Below are 24,509 nucleotides of genomic sequence, written 5' to 3'. Positions count from 1 at the left end.
TCAAATGCTTTCTTCAAAAAAGAACTAATAAAAGCCCATATTGTGTTGTATCTTGATTTTAAGTAAATTTTATGACTAATGCAAAACGACCAGAAAGTAGAGTCAGAATGGCTCAAGTATTTAAAACAATTATTTGGCCGAGAAAAAAACACCTTTTATTAGGTTTGGTATTGATCATCATCAGTAGACTAGCTGGCCTGGTACTTCCTGGAGCTTCAAAGATTTTGATTGATGATGTGATTCCTTCTAGTGACATGAATATGCTCAAATGGCTAGTGATTGGCGTAGTAGCAGCCATTACGATTCAGTCAGTTACTTCCTATGCATTGACACAAATACTCAGTGTAGAAGCCCAGCTGTTGATCGCTAAACTACGCTCTAAAGTGCAGCGCCATATCATTCAGCTTCCAGTAAGGTTTTTTGATAATACAAAGACAGGTGAATTGGTGTCAAGGATAATGACTGATGTGGAAGGTGTTCGTAATCTTGTGGGTACAGGATTTGCCCAGATGGTAGGAGGGGTTTTGACAGCAATCATTTCATTGGTTCTTCTGATTTATATTAGCCCTCTGATGACGCTATATGTATTGGTTCCCGTGATTATTTTCGGGCTTATCTCACTGAAGGCCTTTGGAAGAATCAGGCCAATATTTAGAGAAAGAGGTAAAATCAATGCAGAAGTTACAGGCAGGTTAACAGAGACTTTGGGAGGTATTCGTGTAATCAAAGGATTCAATGCTGAAGAGCAAGAAATAAGGACTTTCGAATCAGGTGTAGATAGACTGTTTCAAAATGTGAAGGCAAGCTTGACTGCAACGAGCTTTGTGACATCAGCAGCTACATTCTTACTAGGACTTGCATCAGCTGGAATTATGGGGATTGGTGGTTACATGATCATGGATGGTCAGATGACCTTCGGTGATTTTTTAGCGTTTACTTTGTATTTAGGATTTATGATTGCACCTATTGTACAGATGAGTAATATAGGAAGCCAATTTACAGAAGCCTTTGCAGGCTTGGATAGGACAGAGGAAATTATGAATATGCCTCTAGAAGAGGACGCTACACAGCGTATTTTACAGTTGCCAAATATAGTAGGTCACATACAGTTTCTAAACGTTAGCTTCGCCTATGAAAAAGGGAAAGAAGTGCTGCATGAAGTTTCTTTTGATGCTCCAGCTGGATCAGTGACGGCCTTGGTAGGTACTTCTGGGTCGGGAAAGACCACAATAGCAGGTATTGCAGCATCCTTTCTTAATGCGGGTTCTGGTCAAGTACTTATAGATGATGTGGATTTGCAAAAGGTAAGTTTGTCTAGTTTCAGATCCCAACTTGGTGTTGTGTTACAAGATGACTTTTTGTTTGAAGGTTCGATAAGAGAAAATATCCTATTTCCTAGACCCGATGCTACAGCTGACGAACTTCAGAATGCTGTGATTTCTGCACATGTTCAGGAGTTTACGGATAGGTTTGAAGAAGGACTGGACACCCTGATAGGTGAGCGAGGAGTGAAGCTGTCGGGTGGGCAAAGGCAAAGGATAGCCATAGCACGTGCGATTTTGGCAGACCCTAGAATTTTAATCTTGGATGAAGCTACCTCCAATTTGGATACTGAGAGTGAATCCCTTATACAAGCAAGTCTGAAATCTTTGATGAAAGGGAGGACTACTTTTGTGATTGCCCATAGACTCAGCACGATAAGGCAAGCAGATCAGATTTTGGTTATAGAGCAGGGTAAAATTGTGGAGAAAGGAAAACATGATGAGCTAATTGCAAGCCAAGGAAGGTATTATCAACTTTATACTTATCAAGCAAGGATTTAAAGTACGTCCTTTTTATGCTTAATGAGTTAATTATATGTACATTAAGTGAAATTGAGAGAAGAGAGAAACAATAGACGAGAATGTCAAACAAGCCTTCTGTTCATTCTGTGGTAAATTAAACTAACCACAAAGACATGAAGTTCACAAAGGGAAAAGATGTGAGAGGAGTTGAAGGTTGTGTATTTACTTAAAATCCGATAGACCTAACAGGTTTTTATTGACTACCAGCCAGTTGTTAGAAATAATCGAGTGAATCCTGGAAGGTCTATTGGTGCTATAAATTAACCGATTACAACATTCTCTTGCGGATTTTAGGTATCTATTAAAATCATTGTGTCCTCTGTAGCTCAGTGGTGAATAGACTAACCACAAAGACACAGAGAACACGCAGTGGATCAAATACTAGCCAGGCCTAAGGAATTATCAAGGTTTCAGAACTTAGGACAAGGACTGATTTTCTTGTGAGGCAAGCTCTAGGATTTTTTCATATTCGCTTGGTTCTAGGTCTTTGAACAGATAATGAACGGGGTTAATAAAATTACCATCTTTGATTACTTCATAATGCACATGTGGAGCTGTTGATGATCCAGTATTGCCTACAGTACCTATTTGGTCACCACGTTTTACCTTTTGACCTTTTCTTACCTTGAATTCATTCATGTGCGCATATCTTGTCACAAAACCAAAACCATGATCTATTTCAATGTACTTTCCATAGCCACCAAAAACAGTTTTGACATCTGAAACCACTCCGTCACCGGTTGCATAAATGGGTGTACCTTGTGGTGCAGAGAAATCTACTCCAGTATGCATTTTTCTAACTTTCAAGATTGGGTGCAGTCTACTTCCAAATCCTGAAGCTAGCTGTGTCAATTCTTCATTGACAATAGGCTGGATGGCTGGTATAGAAGCCCAGTACTCCTCTTTGTTCAATGCCAAATTTGACACTTCATCGTAGCTGACATTTTGAACATACAACTGACGCTTAAGATCATCCACCTTTGACCTCAGATCAATAATCATTTTCTCTGGATTAAGTCCTTTATCTTTGATTTCTCTGTACCGGTCTACACCACCAATACCGGCCTTTCTAATTTCAGTAGGAATAGGTTCAGTCTCAAAAATCACGCGGTATAGGTTATCGTCTCTTTGCTGAAGATCGCTCAGCATCCTTGACATTTGTACCACCTCAGACTCCATGAGTTCGTAGTAGTATCGCAATTCTTTATTTTCTTTTTTGAGAATCAACTCTTTGGGGCTATCGAAGTAATAATTGAAAACGATCAATATTCCCACAGCAAGAATCAATGCAGATGATAAGAATCCCAATGTGTTTAAGGTAATGTCCCATTTGCTGCGCTGATACCTTTCGTATTTGCAAGTTTTGGGATCATAGTAATATTTTATTCTACTCATTATAATATGAAGGGTAATTATTCTAATTTTGCAAACCTTGGAGGTTTCTGCATCTAATAACGTTCAGAGGACTGCAAATATATAAAATAAGAAAATATAATCCGAACATAGTCAAAAGCTTACATGGAAGCAAAGAAAGTAAGAAGTACCTACATTGAGTTTTTTCAATCCAAACAGCATCAATATGTGCCTTCCTCACCGATAGTGGTCAAGAATGATCCCACATTGATGTTTACCAATGCAGGCATGAATCAATTCAAAGATTTTTTCTTAGGAAATGAAGTGCCCAAAGTAAAAAGGGTGGCCAACAGTCAAAAGTGTTTGCGTGTATCTGGTAAGCACAACGACCTTGAGGAAGTAGGAGTAGATACCTACCACCACACCATGTTCGAAATGCTTGGTAATTGGTCTTTTGGAGATTATTTCAAAAAGGAAGCCATAGAATGGGCTTGGGAATTGTTGACCATAGTATATGAATTACCTAAAGACAGACTTTATGTGTCCGTCTTTGGTGGTGATGAAAAGGACGGGTTGGACAAGGACATGGAGGCCTTTGATCTATGGAAACAAATCGTACCTGAGGATAGGATCATCTTTGGATCCAAAAAAGATAATTTTTGGGAAATGGGTGACACAGGGCCATGTGGCCCATGTTCAGAAATCCATATAGATTTAAGGTCTGAAGATGAACGTAAACTTGTAAATGGATTTGATCTTGTAAATAATGATCATCCTCAAGTAATCGAAATTTGGAACTTAGTATTCATGCAGTTTAATAGATTGAGCGATGGATCCTTGAAAGAACTACCAGCAAAGCATGTGGATACGGGGATGGGTTTTGAGAGGCTTGTGAGGGCTATTCAGCAGAAATCATCCAATTATGATACGGATATCTTCATGCCTTTTATCAATATCTTGGAGGAGAAATCTAACAAAAAATATGGTAAAGATGAGAAAATAGATATCGCAATGAGGGTGATCGTAGATCATATCCGAGCGATAGCATTCACCATAGCTGATGGTCAATTGCCTTCGAATAATAAAGCTGGGTATGTGATCAGAAGAATTTTGAGAAGGGCAGTAAGGTATGGATATACGTTTTTGGGCTTTCAAAAGCCATTCATGTACGAGTTGATGCCGATGATTGCAGAGAATTTTGGGGAAATCTTTCCAGAAGTTGCTTCTCAGCAAGATTTTATTGCCAAGGTGATTCAAGAGGAAGAAGCTTCTTTCTTGAGAACTTTAGACAATGGCTTGAAAATACTAGATCAAATCACAGAAGATCTGAAGCAACAAGGGAACAGTATTATAGATGGAAAAACAGCTTTTGAATTGTATGATACATTTGGTTTTCCACTGGATTTAACTTCTTTGATTGCAAGAGAAAATGGGCTTTCAGTAGATGAAGTTGGTTTTGCCGCTGAGATGGAGGTTCAAAAGAATCGCTCAAGGGCAGCAGCCGAGCAGGAGACAGGAGATTGGACACTGGTAAGAGAGGAAGAAGGAGTAGCATTCGTAGGCTATGATGAACTGTCTTGCGAGAGTCAATTGATTAAATTCAGAAAAATCAAGGATAAAAAAGGAAATAGGTTCCAATTGGTTTTGGATAAAACTCCATTCTATGCAGAAAGCGGAGGGCAAGTTGGAGATACTGGCGTATTGGTCAGTGCTAATGAAAAGATCAAAGTATTGGATACGAAAAAGGAAAATGATCTTATTGTACACTTTGTCGATAAGCTACCTGCAGATCCTTTAGCTGTTTTTACCGCTCAAGTGGATGTCCAAAGGAGGAAACTGACCATGAGTAATCATACTGCCACGCACTTGCTACAATCTGCCTTAAAGCAGGTTTTGGGTGATCACGTGCAGCAAAAAGGCTCACTAGTGAATGAGGAGCTATTGAGATTTGATTTTGCACATTTCGCAAAACTTTCTGATGAGGAAATCACTCAAGTAGAGGGTATTGTAAATGAGAAAATCAGAGAAAATATTTTCCTCAATGAGCAGCGAAATGTCCCTATAGAAGAAGCGAAGAAAGCAGGTGCAACGGCCTTGTTTGGAGAAAAATATGGAGACTTTGTGAGAGTGATCACATTTGATCCACAATTTTCTGTAGAACTTTGTGGAGGAACCCATGTGGCATCTACAGGAAATATTGGCTTGTTCAAGATAGTCTCCGAAGGCTCGATTTCATCTGGTGTCAGAAGAATAGAGGCGATCACTTCAGTTGCAGCAGAGAAATATTTCAATGAGCACCTTCTTGTAGTAAAGGAAATTCAAGAATTACTCAAAGCTCCAAAAGATCTCAAGAAAGCTGTAGAAGCGTTGATTTCGGAAAGGAATGAGTTAAGAAAGGAGATTGAAGTACTTCATGCCAAGCAAACTGGCGCATTGAAGGGAGAGTTGATTGCTAAGGTCGAAACAAGTGAAAAAGTGAGCAAGTTATTCGTGAAAATCGATCTTCCTTCAGCAGATGCTTTGAAGAAGCTTTCTTTTGAGTTGAAAAATGAAGTTAAAAACCTAGTCGCAGTAATAGCTGCATCTATAGATGGAAAGCCTCAAATTGCTGTTGTTATTGATGAGCAATTGGTAAGTAATTTGGGATTGAATGCTGGACAGGCTATTAGAGAACTGGCAAAAGAAATCCAAGGAGGTGGAGGCGGGCAACCGTTTTTTGCTACAGCAGGAGGAAAAAAACTCGACGGACTTGATGCTGTAGTCGACAAGGCAAAAGTTATGTTTGAGGCTATATAGTACAATTAGATTACAGCTTATTTGGTTTTAGGTGATTTCTAAGCCATTTTTGAGCCTCAAATCACTACAATTATAAAATTGAAATAAAGAATAAGATGCTTTCAGCAGAGATAAAAGATAAATATGAACTAGTCGTAGGCCTTGAAGTCCATGCACAATTGCTTACCAAAAGTAAGATGTATACTTCAGACTCGACAGAATTTGGTAATCTACCCAATACCCACATTTCAGTGATTACATTGGGACATCCAGGCACACTTCCCAAAGTAAACAAGAGAGCTGTAGAGTTTGCCGTAAAGATGGGTATTGCCTGTGATTCGGAGATTACAAGAAAAAATATTTTTGCTAGAAAAAACTATTTTTATCCTGATCTACCAAAAGGATATCAGATCACGCAAGACAAAAACCCTATTTGTGTAGGTGGTCAAGTACCATTGACATTACCAGATGGGACGGCAAAATCTGTGACCTTGACAAGAATCCACATGGAAGAAGATGCGGGTAAATCCATGCACTTAGCTGGTGAAGTTGATACTTTGGTTGATTATAATAGAGCAGGAGTTCCATTGATAGAGATCGTATCTGAGCCTGATATCAGGTCTTCGGAAGAAGCCTATGCTTTTTTGGTAGAGATCAAAAAGCTGGTGAGGTACTTGGATATCTGTGATGGAAACATGGAAGAGGGCTCTTTGAGATGTGATGCAAACATTTCTGTAAGATTGCATGGGGCTGCGGAATATGGGAAAAAGGTAGAGGTGAAAAACATGAACTCCTTTAGAAACGTAGCTAGAGCGATAGAACATGAGCTAGAGAGGCAGATCATCATGATAGAAGCGGGAGAGGAGATCATATCAGAAACGAGGACTTTTGATGCTACTACTGGTACTACTGCCAGTATGCGTACCAAAGAAGATCTCAACGATTATCGCTATTTCCCAGAGCCAGACCTTAGCCCCGTCGTCGTATCAGAGGAATGGCTTGAAAGTGTCAAAGCTGAAATGCCAGCTTTACCACGTGAACTGCATGCCAAATTTGTGAATGAATATGGTCTTCCCGAATATGATGCCGGAGTATTGACAGATTCTAAAGAAATTGCACTTTTCTTTAACGAGCTATGCGAGGCAACGTCAAACTACAAAGCTGCCTCAAACTGGATGATGGGACCAGTTAAATCATACCTGAATGAGCTTACTTTGCATATTAATGATTTTCCAATCAGCCCTAGTCGTCTAGCGGAGTTGATAGGAATTATTGATGAGGGTAAGATTAACTTCTCTGTGGCATCACAGAAAGTATATCCTATAATGCTCAAAGATTCAAATAAAAGCCCATTAGCTATAGCCCAAGATCTGAACTTGATCCAAGAAAGTGATGAAGGATCATTGAAGCCAATAGTAGAGCAGGTATTGTCTGAAAACGCTGCAAAAGTAGAGGAGTATAGGTCAGGGAAAAAGGGTTTGATGGGAATGTTTATGGGACAAGTGATGAAAAAGTCGCAAGGTAAGGCTGATCCTAAAGTAGCTACAAAAATATTAATGGAATTACTTGAAAACTAAAAAGATGAAGTCTCTTAAAATACCAATTTTACTTTTCTCAGTACTTTTCTTTTTCTCTTGTGGTGAGAAAGAGAGCGTGTTTGACGGGAAAGTAAATATATCAGGAAAAATCTCAAATGCTGGAGAAGGTAAATTGATTTTGTCAAAGTACCTTGATGATAGGGCAGAAGTAGTAGATACGATCAAGCTCAATTCAAATGGTAAATTTGACTATGAACTTAGCTTGGATGGGCCTTCATTCTATGAGCTTAATATCTTGGATAAGAAATCTGTAAGGTTGGCACTCTATGATGAAGACATAGATATAAGCTATGATGCAGCAGATGATAGTAGCTACAAAGTCTCAGGTTCCGAGGACTCTAAACACCTTCAAAAAGTAGATGAGCTTGCACAAGCTTACCAAGATGAAATCAACAATTTGAATTCAGCATATTATGAAGCCATGACCAACAAAGATCAAGCGGCGATTAAAGAGATTCAAACTAAAGCCATGGATTTGGAAGGGGCGCATGCAGAGAAAGTGAAGGCAGCTATCAATGAAATGGATGGTAGTTTTGCATCACTTGCTGCATTGGGAATGTTGAATTTCAAAAATGACTTTTTGTTTGTAGATGAATTGGTAGAGCAGTTGAATGAGAGATATCCAAATACAAAGATGATCACATCCCTGAAATCTCAACTAGATGATATGAGGCTACTATCAATAGGTCAGGAAGCACCTGAGATTTCTCTTCCAAATCCAGAAGGAGAGTTGGTTAATCTTTCTGATTTGAGAGGTAAGTATGTTTTGATTGATTTTTGGGCAGCATGGTGTAAACCCTGTAGAGAAGAAAATCCTAACGTAGTTCGGCTTTATAACAAATACAACGAATCAGGTTTCGAAGTATTTGGTGTCTCACTCGATAGAACTAAGGATGCCTGGGTAAAAGCCATTGAGGAAGATGGTTTGACTTGGACTCATGTTTCAGATTTGCAATACTTCAATTCAGCCGCTGCTGCCATATATCAAATCAATGCAATACCTGCAACCTATTTAATTGATCCAGAAGGCATTATTGTCTCTAAAGACCTTCGAGGGACTAGTTTAGAGAAGAAATTAGAGGAGATTTTTGAGTAAAAAACAGTTAGATTTAAGTGCAGTCGTCAGCAGGTAGTTGACGACTTTTTTTTATGGGAAAAAATATTTTCTCATATTGCATTGAGGGGCATTTGAATGTTGAGTTTTTCACATACATTTGCGCCTGAAAATGCCACAATAAAGTTCGGAAAAGATATTTCAAGAAATAAAATCTGTAATAAGGATAATATGGAATGCTTTTTGAATAATTGTGGTCGTTCATACTGAAAATCATAAATATTAATTCCAAACATGAAAAAAAGAACCTTTCAATCATCACCTATGAACAGGATGGTAATTATTGCGCTGTTCGGTTTGCTAGCTATGGGAGCTTGTAAAAGTAAGAAGAAAGTTGTAGCAGAGCCTACACCCGAACCAGTTGAAAAAGTAGAACCCGCTCCAGCACCTGCACCAGCACAACCTTCAGCAGAGGAAGTTGCTGTCGGTAAGTTGGAAAACTACTTTAGTAGCGTTGCTAACTCTTCAAACGTACAAGCCGCTAATAGCACAATTCAAGAAGCATTGGGTATGTTCTCAAACCAAGAGACGCCAGTTTTAATCGTAATTCATGAGGAAAGTGGTATCAAAGATTATGATGAACCTACCACAATAGTTAAGTACTTGAACTACTTGAAAGACACCAAGAAAAACTTGAACTTCATTAGCGATATCAGACTTGATTCTAACGGACGAGTATCTGAGCTTGAACTTCGTCGCAAATAATTATCATTAAAGACAATATTTTAATCATGAAAAAATACATTTCTCTATTCCTATTCTTGTTTTTGGCAGGAGCTTCGGTTTCAATGGCTCAGTCAGAGACTATAAGTCCAGCAAGAAAGCAAGCCATTGATTCTTTGGCATTAGAAAAAGTAAAAGATTTGAGTAAATACATCTCTATTATCGGAAGCAAAGAAACACAGTTTTCTGAAGCAAACAGGGTAATGGACAGAGCAGAGGAGCTATTTGCTCCAGATGCAGAGATGGGTGTTTCATCTTTGAATAGAAAAGAAATTGCTTACTATAAAGTAAGAAGATACTTTGAAAGATTGATGGCATTGAACTATGATAGAGTAAACATCACATGGTATGATATCCATTATATTTCTGATCTTGAAAGACAGCCTGATGGAAGATACGTAGGTGTTGTGACTGTTTATCAAAGATTTGAAGGTACTTCACTTGAAAGTGGTCTTAATTACAGGGATACTACGAAGAAAGATATTACAATCTACGTGGAGAAAAAACAAACTCAAATAGCAGGTAGAACAATCGAATTCTGGGATGTGATGCTTGGCGATATTAGAGTGACTGAAACTTCAGCATGAGAAAACTGACAATAATTATCATATTAATTATTTCATCATTTGAGTTGGCATCGGGGCAAGGATTATACAGCCCCGGTTCCCCTCAAGATGATGGAAGGTTCGCTTCTTCTACCAAACAAGTGAATCAATTTTTTAGAAGATTCAATGGGGAGGAAAGTGCAGATGGATCCAAAAGGTATTATGATACCGATTCAGAATACAGGGACAGAACTTTGCGAGGCAAATTCATCAGTATTCTATTTGACAATGAAACTTCAAGTGTGGATGGTCAATTGAAGGCTGACTTTATGAAAGAAGTATTGTCTGAAAATTTGCCTCAATATTTGGCTTTTCACCGAGGAGAATGGTTTTCCGAAGTTGAGACAACCTTTATTTATAAAGGGAAAAAAGAAAATGTAACCCTATTCATGAAGCTTCAGCCAGAAGGTCTTGGGTATGAATGGGTCGTAGATAAGGTTAATTTTACACCTTTTAAAAATTTGTTTAAAAAGCCTGAAGGAGATCAGAAAAGTTTTCTTCATCCCATGAGCCATGAGATAGGGTTTATGAACCTTCGAAAGGCATTTCAAGATAATAAATTACCTGAAGCTTATACACCAAAAGAGTATGAGCCTGATTATTTGACATTGTTTTTGTATGAAATCAAAAACGGGAATTTGAAATTTGATAACGTATTGGATGTCAAATTTCATTTCTTCCAGATTGACAATTGGTATTTTGAAGTAAATCAATTCAATAGACCAGGATTCAATACCGGTTGGTTGATCAGTAACTTGATCAAACTAAAGCCAGGAGAAAAGGATGTAGTTCAAAGATATATTTATGACCAAAAATAAAATACCATTTATTTTTATCGCTTTGATGTTTGTGAATAGTCTAGTCACAAAAGCACAGCAAGCGATAGGGGATTACTCTAAGCAAGAAATCAAAGATCTTAGCCAAAAAGTTGAAGATCAGGTAACTTTTTTAGAGTACTTTTTCAATACAGTAGGTAGTAAAGATACACCTGCAAGAGATAAAGACGTGATCATTCGCGAGAGCTACAAGAAAATCTTCAGAGATCACCTTGTACAAGTAGAAGATGACTTGTTACTGGATCGTAAAGTGATTACCAACAAAGACATTACAGCTTATTTGAAAGACATAGAATTCTTCTTTAACGATGCTTCATTCAAATTTAAAGTAAGAGAAGTTAAGCCTTTCCTTAGAGATAATGGAGAGCTTTCTTTCATCGTATCTATGGATAGGACGCTTACTGCTACGGGGCTTAATAAGGAAAAAATCACCAATACAAAGGAAAGATTTGTAGAAGTGAATGTAGATAAAAAATCTAATGAACTCAAAATTGCGAGCATTTACACTACAAAGTTGAGCCGTGATGAAGAATTGCAAGAATGGTGGAGCAGACTTTCATATACTTGGGAGAGTTATTTTAGAAACAAAATTGGAGTTTCTGAGCAAGATTCCATTACCCTTGATCACCTTTACAAAGTTAGTAATATAGATTCTATCAATCTCTCTGGAAATCAATATGTCATGGATCTAGAGCCAATCGAGGCTTTAAGAGAGATTCGTCACCTAGATATTAGTAACACGCAGATACAAGAGTTGAATCCTATTAGCAATGTTACCTTCTTGACATCTTTGAATATTTCTAACACTCCAACTAAAGATATTCAGTTTATAAAATATTCAGATAGATTGACTCATCTTGATATTTCCAATACGCAAATAGAAGATATCAGTGAATTAGGAAATCTTAAGGCGCTTTCTTCTCTGAAAGCCGAAAATACTCCAATCATGAGCTTTGGAGTTTTAAATTCATTTAGTTCATTGAGAAGCTTGGAATTAAAAGGAAGTGGATTCAATAATCTGGAGAATGTTCAGGAGTTGGATAAATTGAAAACACTTGATATCAGCTCAAATTACTTGATCAACTTTGAAGCACTTTCAAACTTAGAAAGTCTAGAATCCATTAACCTGAAAGAAACTAATATTGTTGATTTGACGCCTTTGAAAGGGTTGAAGAATTTAAATACAGTCAATATAGATCAGACTGAAATTTCAGATATCAATGCCCTTGATGGATTACCTTCGCTCAAAAGAATCTATGCCGATAGGACTAGAATAGAAGAGTGGGTGGCTGATGAGTTTGTTCGTAGGAATAGGAATATTCTTCTTATTCACCATGTAGAAAATTTACAAACTTGGTGGGATGGATTGTCTCAACCTTGGAGAGCAGTGTTTGAAAAAATTAACCCAAGACTTTCTAGGTCAAAAATCAATGCAGAAGATCTATCCACCTTAGTGGCTATGGACTCTTTAGATATTTCTAGAAGTGAAGTGCTCAACCTCGGTCCAGTTTTGAAGTTTAAGAAAATCAACTTTCTGGCTTTTGATGATACCGAGATTACAGACTTAACGCCGTTATCTGATATCAAAACTTTGGTTAAAATCACTGGAAGAAATACTGGTATAACTTCTCTTCAACCACTAACCAACTTATCAAATTTAGAAATTCTTGATTTTAGAAACACTAAAGTAGTTGAAATTGGTCCTTTGACGCAGTTGAAGAACTTAAAATACCTTAATGTAGATAATTCACCAGTTGATAGAGAAGATGTAGTTCCTTTGTTGACTTCCAACCCTAAATTGACGTTGATTTACAGGACTGAAGAAGTTCAGCAATGGTGGGATCGTTTGGACGATACTTGGAAGAGTTTAGTAAAGAATAATTTTGATGCTGATTCAGATCCAAATTCAGAAGAATTACACGAATGGACATCATCAGCTACCTTTGAAGTTGAGAAGGTTTCAGTGTCTAGCTTTGATCATTTGACAGGTTTCGTAAATCTTAAAGAATTGAAGATTTCCGATGTGCCTGCTATGGATTATAATGCCTTGAATGATTTAAAGCATTTGGAATCACTTACGATCAATCAGGCTCCAATAGCTGACCTTTCAGTATTATCAAATTTGGTAAATCTTAGTTATCTTAACTTGTCTAATACGGGTATATCAGATCTCAGACCATTATCTTCTTTGAGGAGCTTGAATACTTTACTGATTCCTGGTACTAATGTAAAGAACCTAAGAGGCCTAGATCAACTCCACGAACTTCAAGAGCTTGATATTGCTAGCACAAATGTAAAATCACTCAAGCCAGTACAAGGACTTACAAGCCTAAGTAAGCTGATTTGTTTCAATACTAGGATCAAGAAAAGAGCAGTAGACAATTTCAAAAAGCTTAACCCTGACTGCGATGTGAGGTACTATTAAAGAACCTATAAATATTCAAAAGCCAACAGTAACTTTTAAACTGTTGGCTTTTTTTATTCTCTGATCAATAGTATTTTATGGAAAGAATTTCAATCTTTAAGGAAACAGCTTCTTTTTTGTAAATTCTGGAAAGTCGTAAAAAGTCAAAATGATAGTATTCAGTGTTAATCAGTACTGAACTTACGTCCACCATTTTTACTGAGCAATGATTTTTGGAGACTAGATATGCTATTTCTCAATCCTTTTTTATCAATACTTGCTCTAAACTTTCTCTTAATATAGACCCCATATTGGTGCATTTTAGAAACTTAGCATACTTGTAATGTTTTGCCAGATCATTTTTAAGGGACTCAATATTTTCTGGCTTGGAAATTCGATCTTTTTCCATGCTTTGCAAAATATCTTCTATCTCTTTTGGGGAAGATTTGAGTCTATTTGCAATCAAAGCACGTTCTTCTCGCTGGTATTGAATCATTGACTCAGTGGTGATGTGCTTGATTCCTAATTGGATGAGTGCATTGTTTTCTTTGAAATATTGGGGTAGATAGATTGATTTTTTTCCTTCATAGGACTGTTGATCAAAATCAATAGCCCTGATCCTGTAGTGTGTCTCTTCAAAATCAGGCGTGACATCTATCACAAAGTTTGATGAGTGCATATCTCCTAAAAGCCTCACAAAACACCTTTCATTAAACTTGACAAACTCTTTTGCAAGACGAATAGGGTTTACAGTATGATCATGTATATGATGTTTCATAAACATCTCTCCTGGTATTCCAGCGATATGCTCTTCTATAAGCGTGTTTTCATGTACCAGATAAGAAATTCTATTGGGAGAGAGTAGGTGCTCCAGTTCTAGTCCATAAACCCTCGATGCATCTGCATTTTTGACATAGAAATAATCAAAATTATCATTGATTCTGTTTACTATTCTCACTCTAAAAGGTTGAGTGTTTCCATAAACACACAAATCTATTCGGTCTACATAGAGGTGTTTCATTACTGATATATCACCTTCTGCTTTTAGTAGGGCGTAGATTTTTTTGATGCTATAGTGGATTTCCTCACGATCTGATTCGTTGAAAAAAACAGTCTCCCAGAGTGTGTCATTTCCTCTAGAATCATAAAGAGGTATCGAGCTGCTGTATCTTAGTAAATCTTTGTAGTGAATAGGGAAGTCTACTTCTCTTCCATAGTTGAATAGGTATTCTCTCAAATTACTGCTGATGGTAAAGACAATCTTTTTTTTACTGATCAATGCCATAGCTGATTTATTTATGTTAAAAATGCATTAGGATGCAATTACTTCTTTTTCCTTTTTCTTTAGGTTACGGTCAAATATAAATGGACCAAATGGTAATACAGAAGCAATTAGCCCGAAAAGAGTTTTTCCAAAGGACCAATCCAGCTTTTTAGCTGTAGGGAATATTACATAAATATAAATTACGAATAATAAACCATGCACCCACCCTACAATTTTCACAGCCATGGGAAGGTCAAAAATATATTTTAAAGGCATGGCTATAAAGAGAAGAACTAAGAATGATAGACCTTCTGCAATACTAATTTTTCTAAATCTTTTGAGCCATTTTGTTTGTGCTGCAGTATATTGCATTGTCTGATATATTTATGATTTGATTCCAAAAAGCACCTGAAGTGCAGTCCAAAGTGATTTTTTCATGTTTACGTTGCTATTGACATCTTTGAGGTCATCTGCAAACAAATACTCTACGCCATCTACATTGAAGATTTCGTAAGTATTTTGCTTTAATTTTGAAATGGTATGGTTCAGTTTTCCAAAAACCAAAATTTTGTTGGGATTTAATGCATCAATGCTTTCAGGACTTACTTCTTCGACAGACTCTGAGGCAGCTAATGCAATATCTTTTAATGAACAACCCACAGCGCCTAAGATCTTGAATAAAAACTCCCTCAGCTCAGGTTCAAGGTGACTTCCTTGATAGATGATCATGATGGCTTTCTCGTAATTTCCTTCAAAAATCAAGGCATTAGAGTCAGCATCAATCTCTACTTCAGTGAACTCTTCACCTAAAGTGGCATTGATCAGATTGGAAATTAGCTTAGGAACCTCCTCCTTTACCAATACCACATTGTCGTCGAGAAATAGACTGAGATGCTTTAAGTTTAAATTTTCCATTGAAATCGGATAGCAATTAGCTTAAACATTTTCCAAAGATCTAAGCTAAGCAATATCCTTCAATTGTCTAGTGAGTTTTATGATTTGTCTTCAGTTTCGAAGATCGATTTTAATTCAACAGCATCTTTTGGATCCATTCTTTTTGCTAAAACCAACCTCAATTGTCTTCTTCTTAATGCTCCTTCAAATAGTTCTATTTCTTCCGCTGAGACAGGCTCTACTTCTGGGACTTCTATAGGACGACCTCCTTGATCTACAGCAACAAAAGTGAAAAAGGCTCTGTGCGTGGTGATTTTTTTGTTTGCAGGAATATCTTCAGCAAAGACTTCAATAAAAACTTCCATTGAAGAATTGAAAGCGCGAGTTACTTTGGCTTTTAAAGTGACTACATTCCCCAGGGCGATAGGGTGTTTAAAAGAAATGCTATCAGCAGCTGCTGTTACGACGATTCTATTGGAGTGTTTTTGTGCGGCTATTGCAGCCACGATATCCATCCAATGCATTAATTTACCCCCCATGAGATTGTTAAGGGTGTTAGTATCATTGGGTAAGACCATTTCGGTCATGATTACTTCTGATTGTTGGGCGAGTTTTTTTCTTGTCATAAAGATTGTTTTTTACAAAAATACAAAATTTAAGTTTATGAATTATTTTATTTATTGGTAAATCAAAATAATATATTGATTCACCTGCTGATTTTCCAGCCGTCAGCTCCTAGCAAAGGAACAAATGCAAAGTTGTCAAAGGCTTCTTGAATGATTTGTTTATCTGTTTTTTTTGTAAGCTTCATCATTTTCTGGCTTTTCCTATCTCCTACAGGTATTACCAAGATACCACCAACTTTCAATTGATGAAGGAGGGCATTTGGTACCACAGGTGCACCTGCTGTGACGATAATTTTATCATAAGGTGCTTGGGCAATCAAGCCTTGCGAACCATCACCATGATAGAAGTGTATGGGTATAGCAAGCTTAGAAAGGAACTTTTTGGTCTTTTCATATAGCTTGACTTGATACTCTATACTATGCACTATACCGCCCAGTAAATGTAAAATAGTGGCTTGATAGCCTGATCCTGTACCTATTTCGAGAATTTTATCTCCAGGTTTTACATCCAAAAGTTCAGATTGAAAAGCTACTGTAAATGGTTGGGAAATCGTCTGGCCTTCTCCTATTGGGAATGCTTTGTCCTCATACGCATGAGAGTCCAATGCTGTGTCAAAGAAAAAATGTCTAGGAAGTGTATTGATAGCCTCAAGGACTGCCTCGCTTTTGATTCCTTTTTGTCTTAGTAGGTTTACTAATGCGTTGCGTTGTCCTTTGTGCCTGTAGGTATCCTCAAGTCTGAGCATGTTTCGATTTGAATGTATTTTAAGAAACTTAATTCGAAAGTGCTAAGTTAAGGTTAAAAATGGCTTAATTTGAATCAAAATTCATGAATCTAGGTTTAGCTTTGAATTATTAAAGTATAAAACTTCATCACAAATGTTCACAGGAATAGTAGAAACTCTTGGAGAGATCAAACAAATCACTCAAGAAGGTACCAATTTTCATTTTGATATTCAGTCACCTATCACAAATGAATTGAAAATCGACCAATCGGTTTCTCACAATGGAGTATGTCTTACTGTAGTAGCGATACAAGGAGATATGTATCGAGTCACAGCGATAGATGAAACAATGAAAAAAACCAATTTGCAATCTTGGATCGTTGGTAAAAAGGTGAACCTAGAGCGATGCATGCCAGCAAATGGAAGGTTTGATGGGCATATCGTCCAAGGTCATGTTGATCAGACTGGTGTAGTAGAAAACATTTCTGAAGTAGACGGTTCGTGGGTTTTTGACTTTTCATTCGATGCTTCTATAGGGAATGTGACAGTTGAAAAAGGTTCTATTACTGTCAATGGGACAAGTTTGACATGTTTCAATTCAAAAAATGGTCAGTTTTCAGTTGCGATTATTCCATACACTTATGAATTTACTAATTTTCACCAACTCAAAATAGGGGATATGGTCAATTTAGAGTTTGATGTGATTGGTAAATATATTCAACGAATCATCAGGGGTTACGAATCTTGATTGGATCTTTTGAAATGTAATTGGTGGTAGAGCTTTTGTCCAGTTTGATAAGAAATCCAAGCAGCTCCTACGCCAACTAATCCACCTACAATGATATCCGCTGGATAATGTACTCCAAGATATACTCTTGTGTAGGAGAAGAACACTGCCCATAAGATCAACCATTTGATGTTGGGATAATAATTGCCTAGAGCTAGAATCATAAATGTGGCTATGGCAAAACTATTGGAGGCATGGGAGGAAGCAAACCCAAACTGTCCCCCACATCTACCAAAATTATGAACTATTCCTTCCCATTTTGGATCATGGCAAGGACGAAGTCGCTCAAAGAATGGCTTCATAAATCCTGAAGTAAATTGATCGGCAATCAGTATGGTCAAGCCTATGCTTATCAAAAGCCACCAAGAGGATTTTCCGTGGGACTTGATAATAAGATATAAAAGAAACATGTATAATGGAATCCATGGCCATGTTTGCGTCAGTAGATACATAATGGGATCCAAAAAATCGGCATGAATGCTGTTCAAATATATGAACAGCGATTCATCCCAGTTTTTGATAGTCTCGATCATAGTGCTATATTCAAACCCATTCTATGCCCTTTTTCAACAATGAAAGTGTATGTGCTTCTTCCGAGCCTGCTTCTGGCTGATGCATGTATTGCCAGTTGGCAATTGGGGGCATGCTCATGAGTATACTTTCAGTTCTGCCATTGGTGTCTAGCCCAAATTTGGTACCAGCATCCCAGACAAGATTGAATTCCACATACCTTCCTCTTCGCAAAGCCTGCCATTGTTTTTCTTTTTCCCCAAAAGCAATTTTGCTATTTTTATTCATAAAGTGACGATATACTTTCGGGAACAAATAACCGATGGCTTTAGCAAATTCAAAAATTTGATTCATTTCATTTTCATCATCAGAACTGAGGCGATCAAAGAATATTCCCCCAACTCCTCGAGTTTCATTTCTATGCTTGATAAAGAAATAATCATCAGCCCAATTCTTGAATTTTGGATAATAGGTAGCGTTGTATTGATCACAAGTATCTTTTACAGCTTGATGGAAGTATTTGGCATCAGCTTCGTCTACATAATGTGGGGTGAGGTCTATTCCGCCACCAAACCACCTAACCCCATTACTCATTTCAAAGTACCTGATATTCATATGGATGATTGGTACCATTGGGCTATCTGGGTGGATCACGATAGATACACCAGTAGCAAAAAAGTCTGCTTCATCTAGTTTGAGTTTATCAAGGATTTTTTTTGGCGTGGGACCTTCTACAGCTGAAAAAGCTACGCCTCCTTTGGCTATGATATTACCTTCTTGTATGATTCTGGTGCGACCACCTCCTCCTTCAGGTCTTGACCATAAGTCTTCTTGAAACTTTGCTTTGCCGTCTTCAAGTTCCAATTCCTTACATATATGATCTTGAATGGCACGAAAGTCTGCTGATATTTTTTCTTTGTTCATCTTTTGTTCTGGCTGCGTATTAATCCTCGATTTCTAATGATTCTAAAATGTCCGCCAATTCATCAAAATCTCTTACACCAGGTTTTATTTCATCACCACCTTTAAGGCAGATGCCTTTTACACCTGTTTGTTCGACGGTTTCAGTGATATTGTCTGCATTTATACCAAAACCCAATAAAACATTACAACTTGAAGCAAGTGATTTAATTTTCCCGAGCACTTCATCCTCCATGTTGAGGTTATCACTTGAAAGGTGTAAAACGACGTCGAAGTTTTTGTAAGAGTCAGCTTTGGCGATCAAATCATCCAAATCACCCAAGTTTTTTACATTTATTTTCCAAATGATCCCATATCCTGAATTTACAAGCATTTTGATATGAAACTCTTCTTTGATTTCTATCGAAGTTAAATTTGGGTAGGATTTTACTGTTTCTAAAATTTTATCAGGATGGGTAGTTTCAAATTCAGCAACAAAAGCTACCCCTGAAATCCAATCTGTGATTTCTTTGTATTTTTCAGGAGTTACAAAATCTTTGTGATTGTTTTCTAGGTTGAAGCCCATAAGGTCTACATACATCCCTGCACAGTATCGTGCATCACTTAGGTTGTTGATATTGCTTATTTTAACAAAAGTCTTGAGAGCCATGCTATGTTTATTTTTGATTTTCTATGTGCTAAGGTAAAGGTTTTCGTCCGAATAACGTATTTTTAGCGTTCAGAAGCGATATTTATGTTGAGATATATTGTTAAGGCCGTATGCTTGGGTTTGCTCCTCATGGGTTGCCGAGAAGTCGAACAGGTCAATAGAGACATGGGGTTTGATTTTCAACCTTTGGAAGAAGGGCTTTTTTGGGAGTATGAAGTAACCGAAAGGATTATATTCGGTGAAAATGATGAAGAGCTAAATACGTATTTTTTAAGAGATAAAGTAGATTATACCTATTTCAATGATGAAGGTATTGAGGTTTTTGTCCTAGAAAGGGAAAAAGGTGATGCTCCCAATGAATATGATGTGGTTGGCAACTATGCTCTTTTCGTCCGAAATAATGCACTTGTAATTATGGAGGAAAATGAAAGGGTGGTTAAGTTTCCATTTCCTCCAAGTCTGGGAAAACAATGGGATGCAAGAATCTATTCAAGCAATGCTACTGAAACCTTTGAGATTGATTTGTTTGGTTCATATGTATTGAATAATATCAATTACACGCAAGCGGCAAGAGTTTTGCAAGAAGAGGATGATGACCAGATCACTTCTCGAGATAACCGTTTTGAAGTATTTGCAAAAGGAGTGGGGATGATTGAGTCATATTATGAAGTAATCAGCTATTGCTCTAGAAATGATTGTCTGGGACAGCAAATTGAAGAGTCTGGAAGTATGGTCCATATGAAAATTATCAACTATGGGAAAAATTAGATTTTGTTTATTTTTAATGTGTTTTGGTTTCTATGGAGTGGCTTTTTCACAGCATACTTACGCTGTACATTTTAAGCACAAGCCTCATGATAATTTGACGTTTGAGGATCCTCAAGCATTTCTCTCTCCAAAAGCCATCGATCGGAGAGCAAAACAAGGTATAGCAATCGATTCTTTAGATTTACCAGTTTCTCCAACTTACATTGAAGGTATCCGTCCATTTGTAGAAGAATTCTTATACCAGGTCAGTTGGCTAAATGCTTCATTAGCAACAATCAGTGAAGACCATATAGGGGATATTGAGAATTTAGCGTATGTAGATAAAGTGGTTTTGGTTTCTCCCAACTTAGGAAAAGGTGATAAAGCAATTCAAAAAATCAAAAAGGGACTTCAGTTTAAGATAAACCTCAAAGGAAATAGGACTAATGAAGAAGTGTATACCTTTCAAAATGGGGTTTTAGGAATCGATGAAATGCATGCTTTGGGTTTTAAAGGTGAAGGAATGCTGATTGCTGTGTTTGATGCAGGTTTCCCTGGGGTTGACACCATAGATGGTTTGAGACATTTAGTTGACAATAATCAGATTGTAGCTATCAAAGATTTTGTAACCCTATCGAATGATAATGTCTTCACCAAACATCAGCATGGGACAAATGTACTTTCACTCATTGCTGCAAACAAGGAGGAATCCCTTGTGTCAGGCGCACCAGAAGCTTCTTATATCCTTTGTATCACAGAAGACAATGATTCTGAATATCGAATTGAAGAATATAATTGGGTTAAAGCCGCAGCCTTCGCTGATAGCTTAGGAGTTGATGTTATAAATTCATCATTAGGTTATTTTGATTTCGATGATTCGGAGATGGATTATGGCGTTGAAGATCTCGATGGGAATAGCGCTGTGATCAGTCAGGGAGCTGCCATAGCTGGCACCAAAGGTATCTTGGTAGTCAATAGTGCAGGGAATTATGGCAGAAGTGGTGCCTCAACTTTGACTGCTCCAGCAGATGCCAGAGGGATTTTAACAATAGGAGCCACCAATACTTCTGGAGAAATGGCTGCCTTTAGCTCCCAGGGTCCAACCGCAGATGGACGAATCAAGCCAGACTTGTCTACTTTTGGGGAGGGTGTATATTTGTTTCGTTCCAATGGTGCTGTCAATAGAGCCAATGGGACATCTTTTTCATCACCACAAATTGCTGCATTGGCAGCAGGATTGTGGCAAGCTAAGCCTGAGTGGAGTAAGGATGAGTTAATCACCGCCTTGCTTGAAAGTGCCACACAAGCTGATGCCCCTGATAATCGGCTTGGTCACGGTATTCCAAATTTTCATTACGCTTATTATGGTAAGGTGCTAGACATAGAAAACCCAAAAGAGGAAGAAGTATGGAAAGTATATCCAAATCCTATTTCTGGAAATACCCTCAATGTAGTGTTTGGAAGTGAATTTATTGCCACATATGTAATCAAAACACTTTCGGGACAAATGGTGCTAGAAGGTAGGATGCTTCGGGATAGGATAGACAAACCTTATGAAATAGAGCTTCCACTACTTTCCCAAGGTGTTTATATGATAGAGGCACAGTCTGGAAGTACGATCAAGAGGACAAAATTGATCAAAAGATAGGGGAGTATTGACTTTTTTGTTTCCTTTGCAGCAAAATAAAATTTGCTATAAATGTCAGTAAAAATTGCACCCTCGATTTTAGCCTCGGATTTCGCCAACCTTCAGAAGGAAATAGAGATGCTAAACGCATCGGAGACTGATTACATTCATGTGGATATCATGGATGGAGTTTTTGTTCCCAATATCTCTTTTGGTATTCCTGTAACAGAAGCTGTCAATAGACATGCAAATAAGCCGCTTGATGTGCACCTCATGATTACCAATCCAGATCAGTATTTGTCAGCTTTCAAAGAAGCTGGTGCTGCCATCATATCGGTCCATTATGAAGCATGTACTCACTTGCATAGGACTTTACAAGCCATTAGGCAATTGGGATGTAAAGCTGGCATAGCTATCAACCCTCATACATCAGTAGAATTGTTGAAAGATGTTATCAAGGATACAGACTTGGTGTGTATCATGTCAGTCAACCCAGGATTTGGAGGCCAGAAGTTTATCGAGCAAACATACGCCAAGGTGAGAAGGTTAAAAGAAATCATTATCGAACAAGGTACAAGTACCGAGATAGAAATTGATGGTGGAGTGAATCAGCAGAACGCACCATTATTGATCGAAGCCGGAGCAGATGTATTGGTAGCGGGTAGTTTTGTATTCAATTCAGCGGATCCAATTGAGACGATTAAATCATTGAAATCTTTATAGTAATATCATCTCTATTTCTTCCTTCAATCAGAAGAATTTGCCTTTTAACAATTTTTAAGGCAAGGTTTTTGTGCAATTCCTTGTGAAAATGAGCTTTAAACATTTTCTTGTAAATTGAATTTTATTAAAAACTAAATCAAATAAGAGTCATGATGAAAAGAGTATTTGTATTAGCCTTCTTGATGTTGGGTATGATGAGTGTGCAAGTAAATGCACAGGAAGACACTGAAGAAGTGACAGAAGAAGAAATGGCAAAATTTGCCTCAATGGAAGCAAAGGTTGCTAAATTTCTTGCAAATAAGCAGGCTGAAATGGAAGAAATGATCAAATCCAATGAAGTAATTGAAGGTGGTGGAGCAAGATATAATGAGATCAAGGCAGCTTGGGGAGATGAAGAGAAACTTGCTGAAAAAAATGTGACCGACGAAGAAAAGAAAGAATTTCAAAGGATTCAAGACTTTATAGGTTCAATCGGTGATGATATCAAACAATATAAAACTGATTTGATCATGGATCAAGAAGTATTGGGAGCAGCTACATATAACAAAGTAAACAAAGCAATTAAGGAAGACCCTGAAGTGAAAGAGAAAGTGGATACCCTAATCGCTGAGTATAAAAGTAAAGAAGATGAAGCTGCTGTAGAAGGAGAGTCACTTTAATCTAAAATGAATTTTATTTAAAATATTTTGGAAGGTCTTCAATTTGAAGGCCTTTTTTTATGCATTTTTACCATATCAAATCAGGTTAGTCGGTCGTTTATCTTGAGTATGTTTATGAAATCAAAAATTCTAACACTCGTATTTCTATTTATTAGTACATTTTGCTTCAGTCAAGAAGACTTTTTTGGCATTGACACTAAGGCAAAGAAAGGCAGAATGAGTGAAAGTAATTTGGGGAATACGTTTCGAAAAGCGATAAGTAACTTTAGCTTTGAGCTTTCCACTGGTGGAAATTATCTGATGAATAACATGGATTTTAATTCTAGCCAGCCGAGTGATTACCCTGTTTCACAAGTCCGCAATACAGACTTGGCAAGAGATATAACCTTGAATGATACCATAAATTTTACAGGATCAGGATTTGGAGTACCGATCAATCTTGGTGTTAGGCTCAACTTGTTTGATATTTTTGTATTGGGTGGTGGCTATGGTCGAGAGGTTGGGCAGCAGTCTGTAATGGCTGGAGGAGATTATGATTTCAGTTTTGATCAGCAAGCTTATACTTATGATAAGATTTACGGTACTTTTGGCTTGGTACTTTATGATGCAAAGCGGAGAATTAGTTTTTTGAAATGGAAATACAAAAAATACGCTACCCAAAACACCTACATGCAATCTGAAAAAAATCAAAGGATGCGTCAAAACTACCCTTGGAGATTTGTTTTGGAAGGAGAGTATGGACAACTTTACCCTAGAACTTTACCTGATCAACGTTTGATTGTAAACAATGATCCTTACTATGGTATTGCTTTGAGAATTGAAAGGGAGTTTTCTGAGTATGCCAGACTTTTTGTCAAAGGAGGGGCGGAATTTAGAAATGCTTCCTATGCAGGAATCGATATGGAAGAATTTCAACAGATCAAACAGCAGCTTTTTGGTTTGCAAGTAGGAATGTCGATAAGTCTTCCAGGTACAAAGAGGTGTAAAGTACAAGGTTGTGGTGTGGTTATGAAGCACTTACATGATGGAGTAGAATACAGGGGTAGCTCCATTTGGAATCTTCAAAATAGAAAAGTTGGTCAGTGGTACTAAAAAACCAATAAAACCCAATAAATAGTATGTAAA

At 37.4% G+C, this 24,509-nt stretch carries 23 protein-coding genes; 14 read left to right on the top strand and 9 right to left on the bottom strand.

The features are described 5' to 3' along the window. The first annotated feature begins 71 nt into the window (after positions 1–71). A complete protein-coding gene (locus MM239_RS03170; protein ID WP_241346538.1) occupies positions 72–1,823 on the top strand; it encodes an ABC transporter ATP-binding protein in 1,752 nt (583 codons plus the stop codon). A gap of 438 nt (positions 1,824–2,261) precedes the next feature. Here MM239_RS03170 and MM239_RS03165 read toward each other — a convergent pair whose 3' ends face one another. Continuing rightward, complete coding sequence (locus MM239_RS03165; RefSeq protein WP_241346537.1) at positions 2,262–3,239, bottom strand: M23 family metallopeptidase; 978 nt, start codon at positions 3,237–3,239, stop codon at positions 2,262–2,264. Between the two features lie 123 nt (positions 3,240–3,362). Here MM239_RS03165 and alaS point away from each other — a divergent pair, with 123 nt between their 5' ends. The 7 genes from alaS (at position 3,363) to MM239_RS03130 (ending at position 13,273) form a co-directional block, all read left to right on the top strand. Next, positions 3,363–5,993, top strand: a complete 2,631-nt coding sequence (gene alaS, locus MM239_RS03160) for an alanine--tRNA ligase (protein ID WP_241346535.1) — start codon at positions 3,363–3,365, stop codon at positions 5,991–5,993. A 95-nt stretch (positions 5,994–6,088) separates the two neighbouring features. Further along, positions 6,089–7,549 carry an Asp-tRNA(Asn)/Glu-tRNA(Gln) amidotransferase subunit GatB gene (gene gatB / locus MM239_RS03155; RefSeq protein ID WP_241346533.1) on the top strand — a complete coding sequence of 487 codons (1,461 nt, stop codon included), beginning with the start codon at positions 6,089–6,091 and terminating at the stop codon, positions 7,547–7,549. Positions 7,550–7,553: 4 nt separating this feature from the next. Then, positions 7,554–8,666: a TlpA disulfide reductase family protein gene (locus MM239_RS03150; RefSeq protein WP_241346531.1), complete on the top strand. Its 1,113-nt coding sequence runs from the start codon at positions 7,554–7,556 to the stop codon at positions 8,664–8,666. Positions 8,667–8,918: 252 nt separating this feature from the next. Next, complete coding sequence (locus tag MM239_RS03145; RefSeq protein ID WP_241346530.1) at positions 8,919–9,389, top strand: nucleoid-structuring protein H-NS; 471 nt, start codon at positions 8,919–8,921, stop codon at positions 9,387–9,389. A gap of 26 nt (positions 9,390–9,415) precedes the next feature. Beyond that, a complete protein-coding gene (locus MM239_RS03140; RefSeq protein ID WP_241346528.1) occupies positions 9,416–9,994 on the top strand; it encodes a hypothetical protein in 579 nt (192 codons plus the stop codon). Further along, complete coding sequence (locus MM239_RS03135; protein ID WP_241346526.1) at positions 9,991–10,830, top strand: hypothetical protein; 840 nt, start codon at positions 9,991–9,993, stop codon at positions 10,828–10,830. The genes MM239_RS03140 and MM239_RS03135 overlap by 4 nt, the downstream gene beginning before the upstream one ends. Beyond that, entirely contained in the window at positions 10,817–13,273 is a 2,457-nt protein-coding gene (locus MM239_RS03130) for a leucine-rich repeat domain-containing protein (RefSeq protein WP_241346524.1), read from the top strand. The genes MM239_RS03135 and MM239_RS03130 overlap by 14 nt, the downstream gene beginning before the upstream one ends. A 235-nt stretch (positions 13,274–13,508) precedes the next feature. Here the strand turns inward: MM239_RS03130 and MM239_RS03125 are convergent, their stop codons facing one another. The 5 genes from MM239_RS03125 to MM239_RS03105 all read right to left on the bottom strand — a co-directional run bounded on the left by MM239_RS03125 (position 13,509) and on the right by MM239_RS03105 (position 16,782). Next, on the bottom strand, positions 13,509–14,537 hold the full coding sequence (locus tag MM239_RS03125; protein WP_241346523.1) for a hypothetical protein: 1,029 nt from the start codon (positions 14,535–14,537) through the stop codon (positions 13,509–13,511). 27 nt (positions 14,538–14,564) lie between these two features. Next, complete coding sequence (locus MM239_RS03120) at positions 14,565–14,888, bottom strand: DUF3817 domain-containing protein (protein WP_241346521.1); 324 nt, start codon at positions 14,886–14,888, stop codon at positions 14,565–14,567. Between the two features lie 12 nt (positions 14,889–14,900). Beyond that, the gene (locus tag MM239_RS03115; protein WP_241346519.1) at positions 14,901–15,431 is read right to left on the bottom strand and encodes a hypothetical protein; all 531 of its coding nucleotides are present in this window, start codon (positions 15,429–15,431) and stop codon (positions 14,901–14,903) included. Between the two features lie 77 nt (positions 15,432–15,508). Then, a complete protein-coding gene (locus tag MM239_RS03110) occupies positions 15,509–16,036 on the bottom strand; it encodes an acyl-CoA thioesterase (RefSeq protein WP_241346517.1) in 528 nt (175 codons plus the stop codon). Positions 16,037–16,116: 80 nt separating this feature from the next. Beyond that, positions 16,117–16,782, bottom strand: coding sequence for a protein-L-isoaspartate(D-aspartate) O-methyltransferase (locus MM239_RS03105; RefSeq protein WP_241346515.1), 666 nt, complete (start codon positions 16,780–16,782; stop codon positions 16,117–16,119). Between the two features lie 133 nt (positions 16,783–16,915). Here MM239_RS03105 and MM239_RS03100 point away from each other — a divergent pair, with 133 nt between their 5' ends. Further along, complete coding sequence (locus tag MM239_RS03100) at positions 16,916–17,509, top strand: riboflavin synthase (RefSeq protein ID WP_241346512.1); 594 nt, start codon at positions 16,916–16,918, stop codon at positions 17,507–17,509. Here the strand turns inward: MM239_RS03100 and MM239_RS03095 are convergent. From MM239_RS03095 to trpF, 3 genes are read right to left on the bottom strand one after another with little or no spacing between them, the layout of a single operon-like run. Continuing rightward, complete coding sequence (locus MM239_RS03095) at positions 17,497–18,081, bottom strand: phosphatase PAP2 family protein (RefSeq protein ID WP_241346510.1); 585 nt, start codon at positions 18,079–18,081, stop codon at positions 17,497–17,499. The two genes, MM239_RS03100 and MM239_RS03095, sit on opposite strands and share 13 nt — an antisense overlap. Positions 18,082–18,091: 10 nt before the next feature. Beyond that, positions 18,092–18,982, bottom strand: coding sequence for an oxygen-dependent coproporphyrinogen oxidase (hemF, locus tag MM239_RS03090; RefSeq protein ID WP_241346509.1), 891 nt, complete (start codon positions 18,980–18,982; stop codon positions 18,092–18,094). Positions 18,983–19,001: 19 nt separating this feature from the next. Next, positions 19,002–19,628 carry a phosphoribosylanthranilate isomerase gene (trpF, locus tag MM239_RS03085; RefSeq protein ID WP_241346507.1) on the bottom strand — a complete coding sequence of 209 codons (627 nt, stop codon included), beginning with the start codon at positions 19,626–19,628 and terminating at the stop codon, positions 19,002–19,004. Between the two features lie 84 nt (positions 19,629–19,712). Between trpF and MM239_RS03080 the strand changes: the two genes are divergently transcribed. From MM239_RS03080 to MM239_RS03060, 5 genes are all read left to right on the top strand, one after another. After that, positions 19,713–20,396 carry a hypothetical protein gene (locus MM239_RS03080; RefSeq protein ID WP_241346506.1) on the top strand — a complete coding sequence of 228 codons (684 nt, stop codon included), beginning with the start codon at positions 19,713–19,715 and terminating at the stop codon, positions 20,394–20,396. Next, positions 20,383–22,023, top strand: a complete 1,641-nt coding sequence (locus MM239_RS03075) for a S8 family serine peptidase (RefSeq protein ID WP_241346504.1) — start codon at positions 20,383–20,385, stop codon at positions 22,021–22,023. The genes MM239_RS03080 and MM239_RS03075 overlap by 14 nt, the downstream gene beginning before the upstream one ends. A 51-nt stretch (positions 22,024–22,074) precedes the next feature. Then, a complete protein-coding gene (gene rpe / locus MM239_RS03070; protein WP_241346502.1) occupies positions 22,075–22,725 on the top strand; it encodes a ribulose-phosphate 3-epimerase in 651 nt (216 codons plus the stop codon). 152 nt (positions 22,726–22,877) lie between these two features. Further along, positions 22,878–23,384, top strand: a complete 507-nt coding sequence (locus MM239_RS03065; protein ID WP_241346602.1) for a hypothetical protein — start codon at positions 22,878–22,880, stop codon at positions 23,382–23,384. A gap of 216 nt (positions 23,385–23,600) precedes the next feature. After that, entirely contained in the window at positions 23,601–24,476 is an 876-nt protein-coding gene (locus MM239_RS03060) for a hypothetical protein (RefSeq protein WP_317235600.1), read from the top strand. Positions 24,477–24,509: the final 33 nt, after the last annotated feature.

Source organism: Belliella filtrata (genome assembly GCF_022549775.1).
Lineage (GTDB): Bacteria > Bacteroidota > Bacteroidia > Cytophagales > Cyclobacteriaceae > Belliella > Belliella filtrata.
The sequence above is the reverse complement of the archived record's forward strand: the minus strand, read 5'-3'. Positions and strand labels throughout refer to the sequence as shown.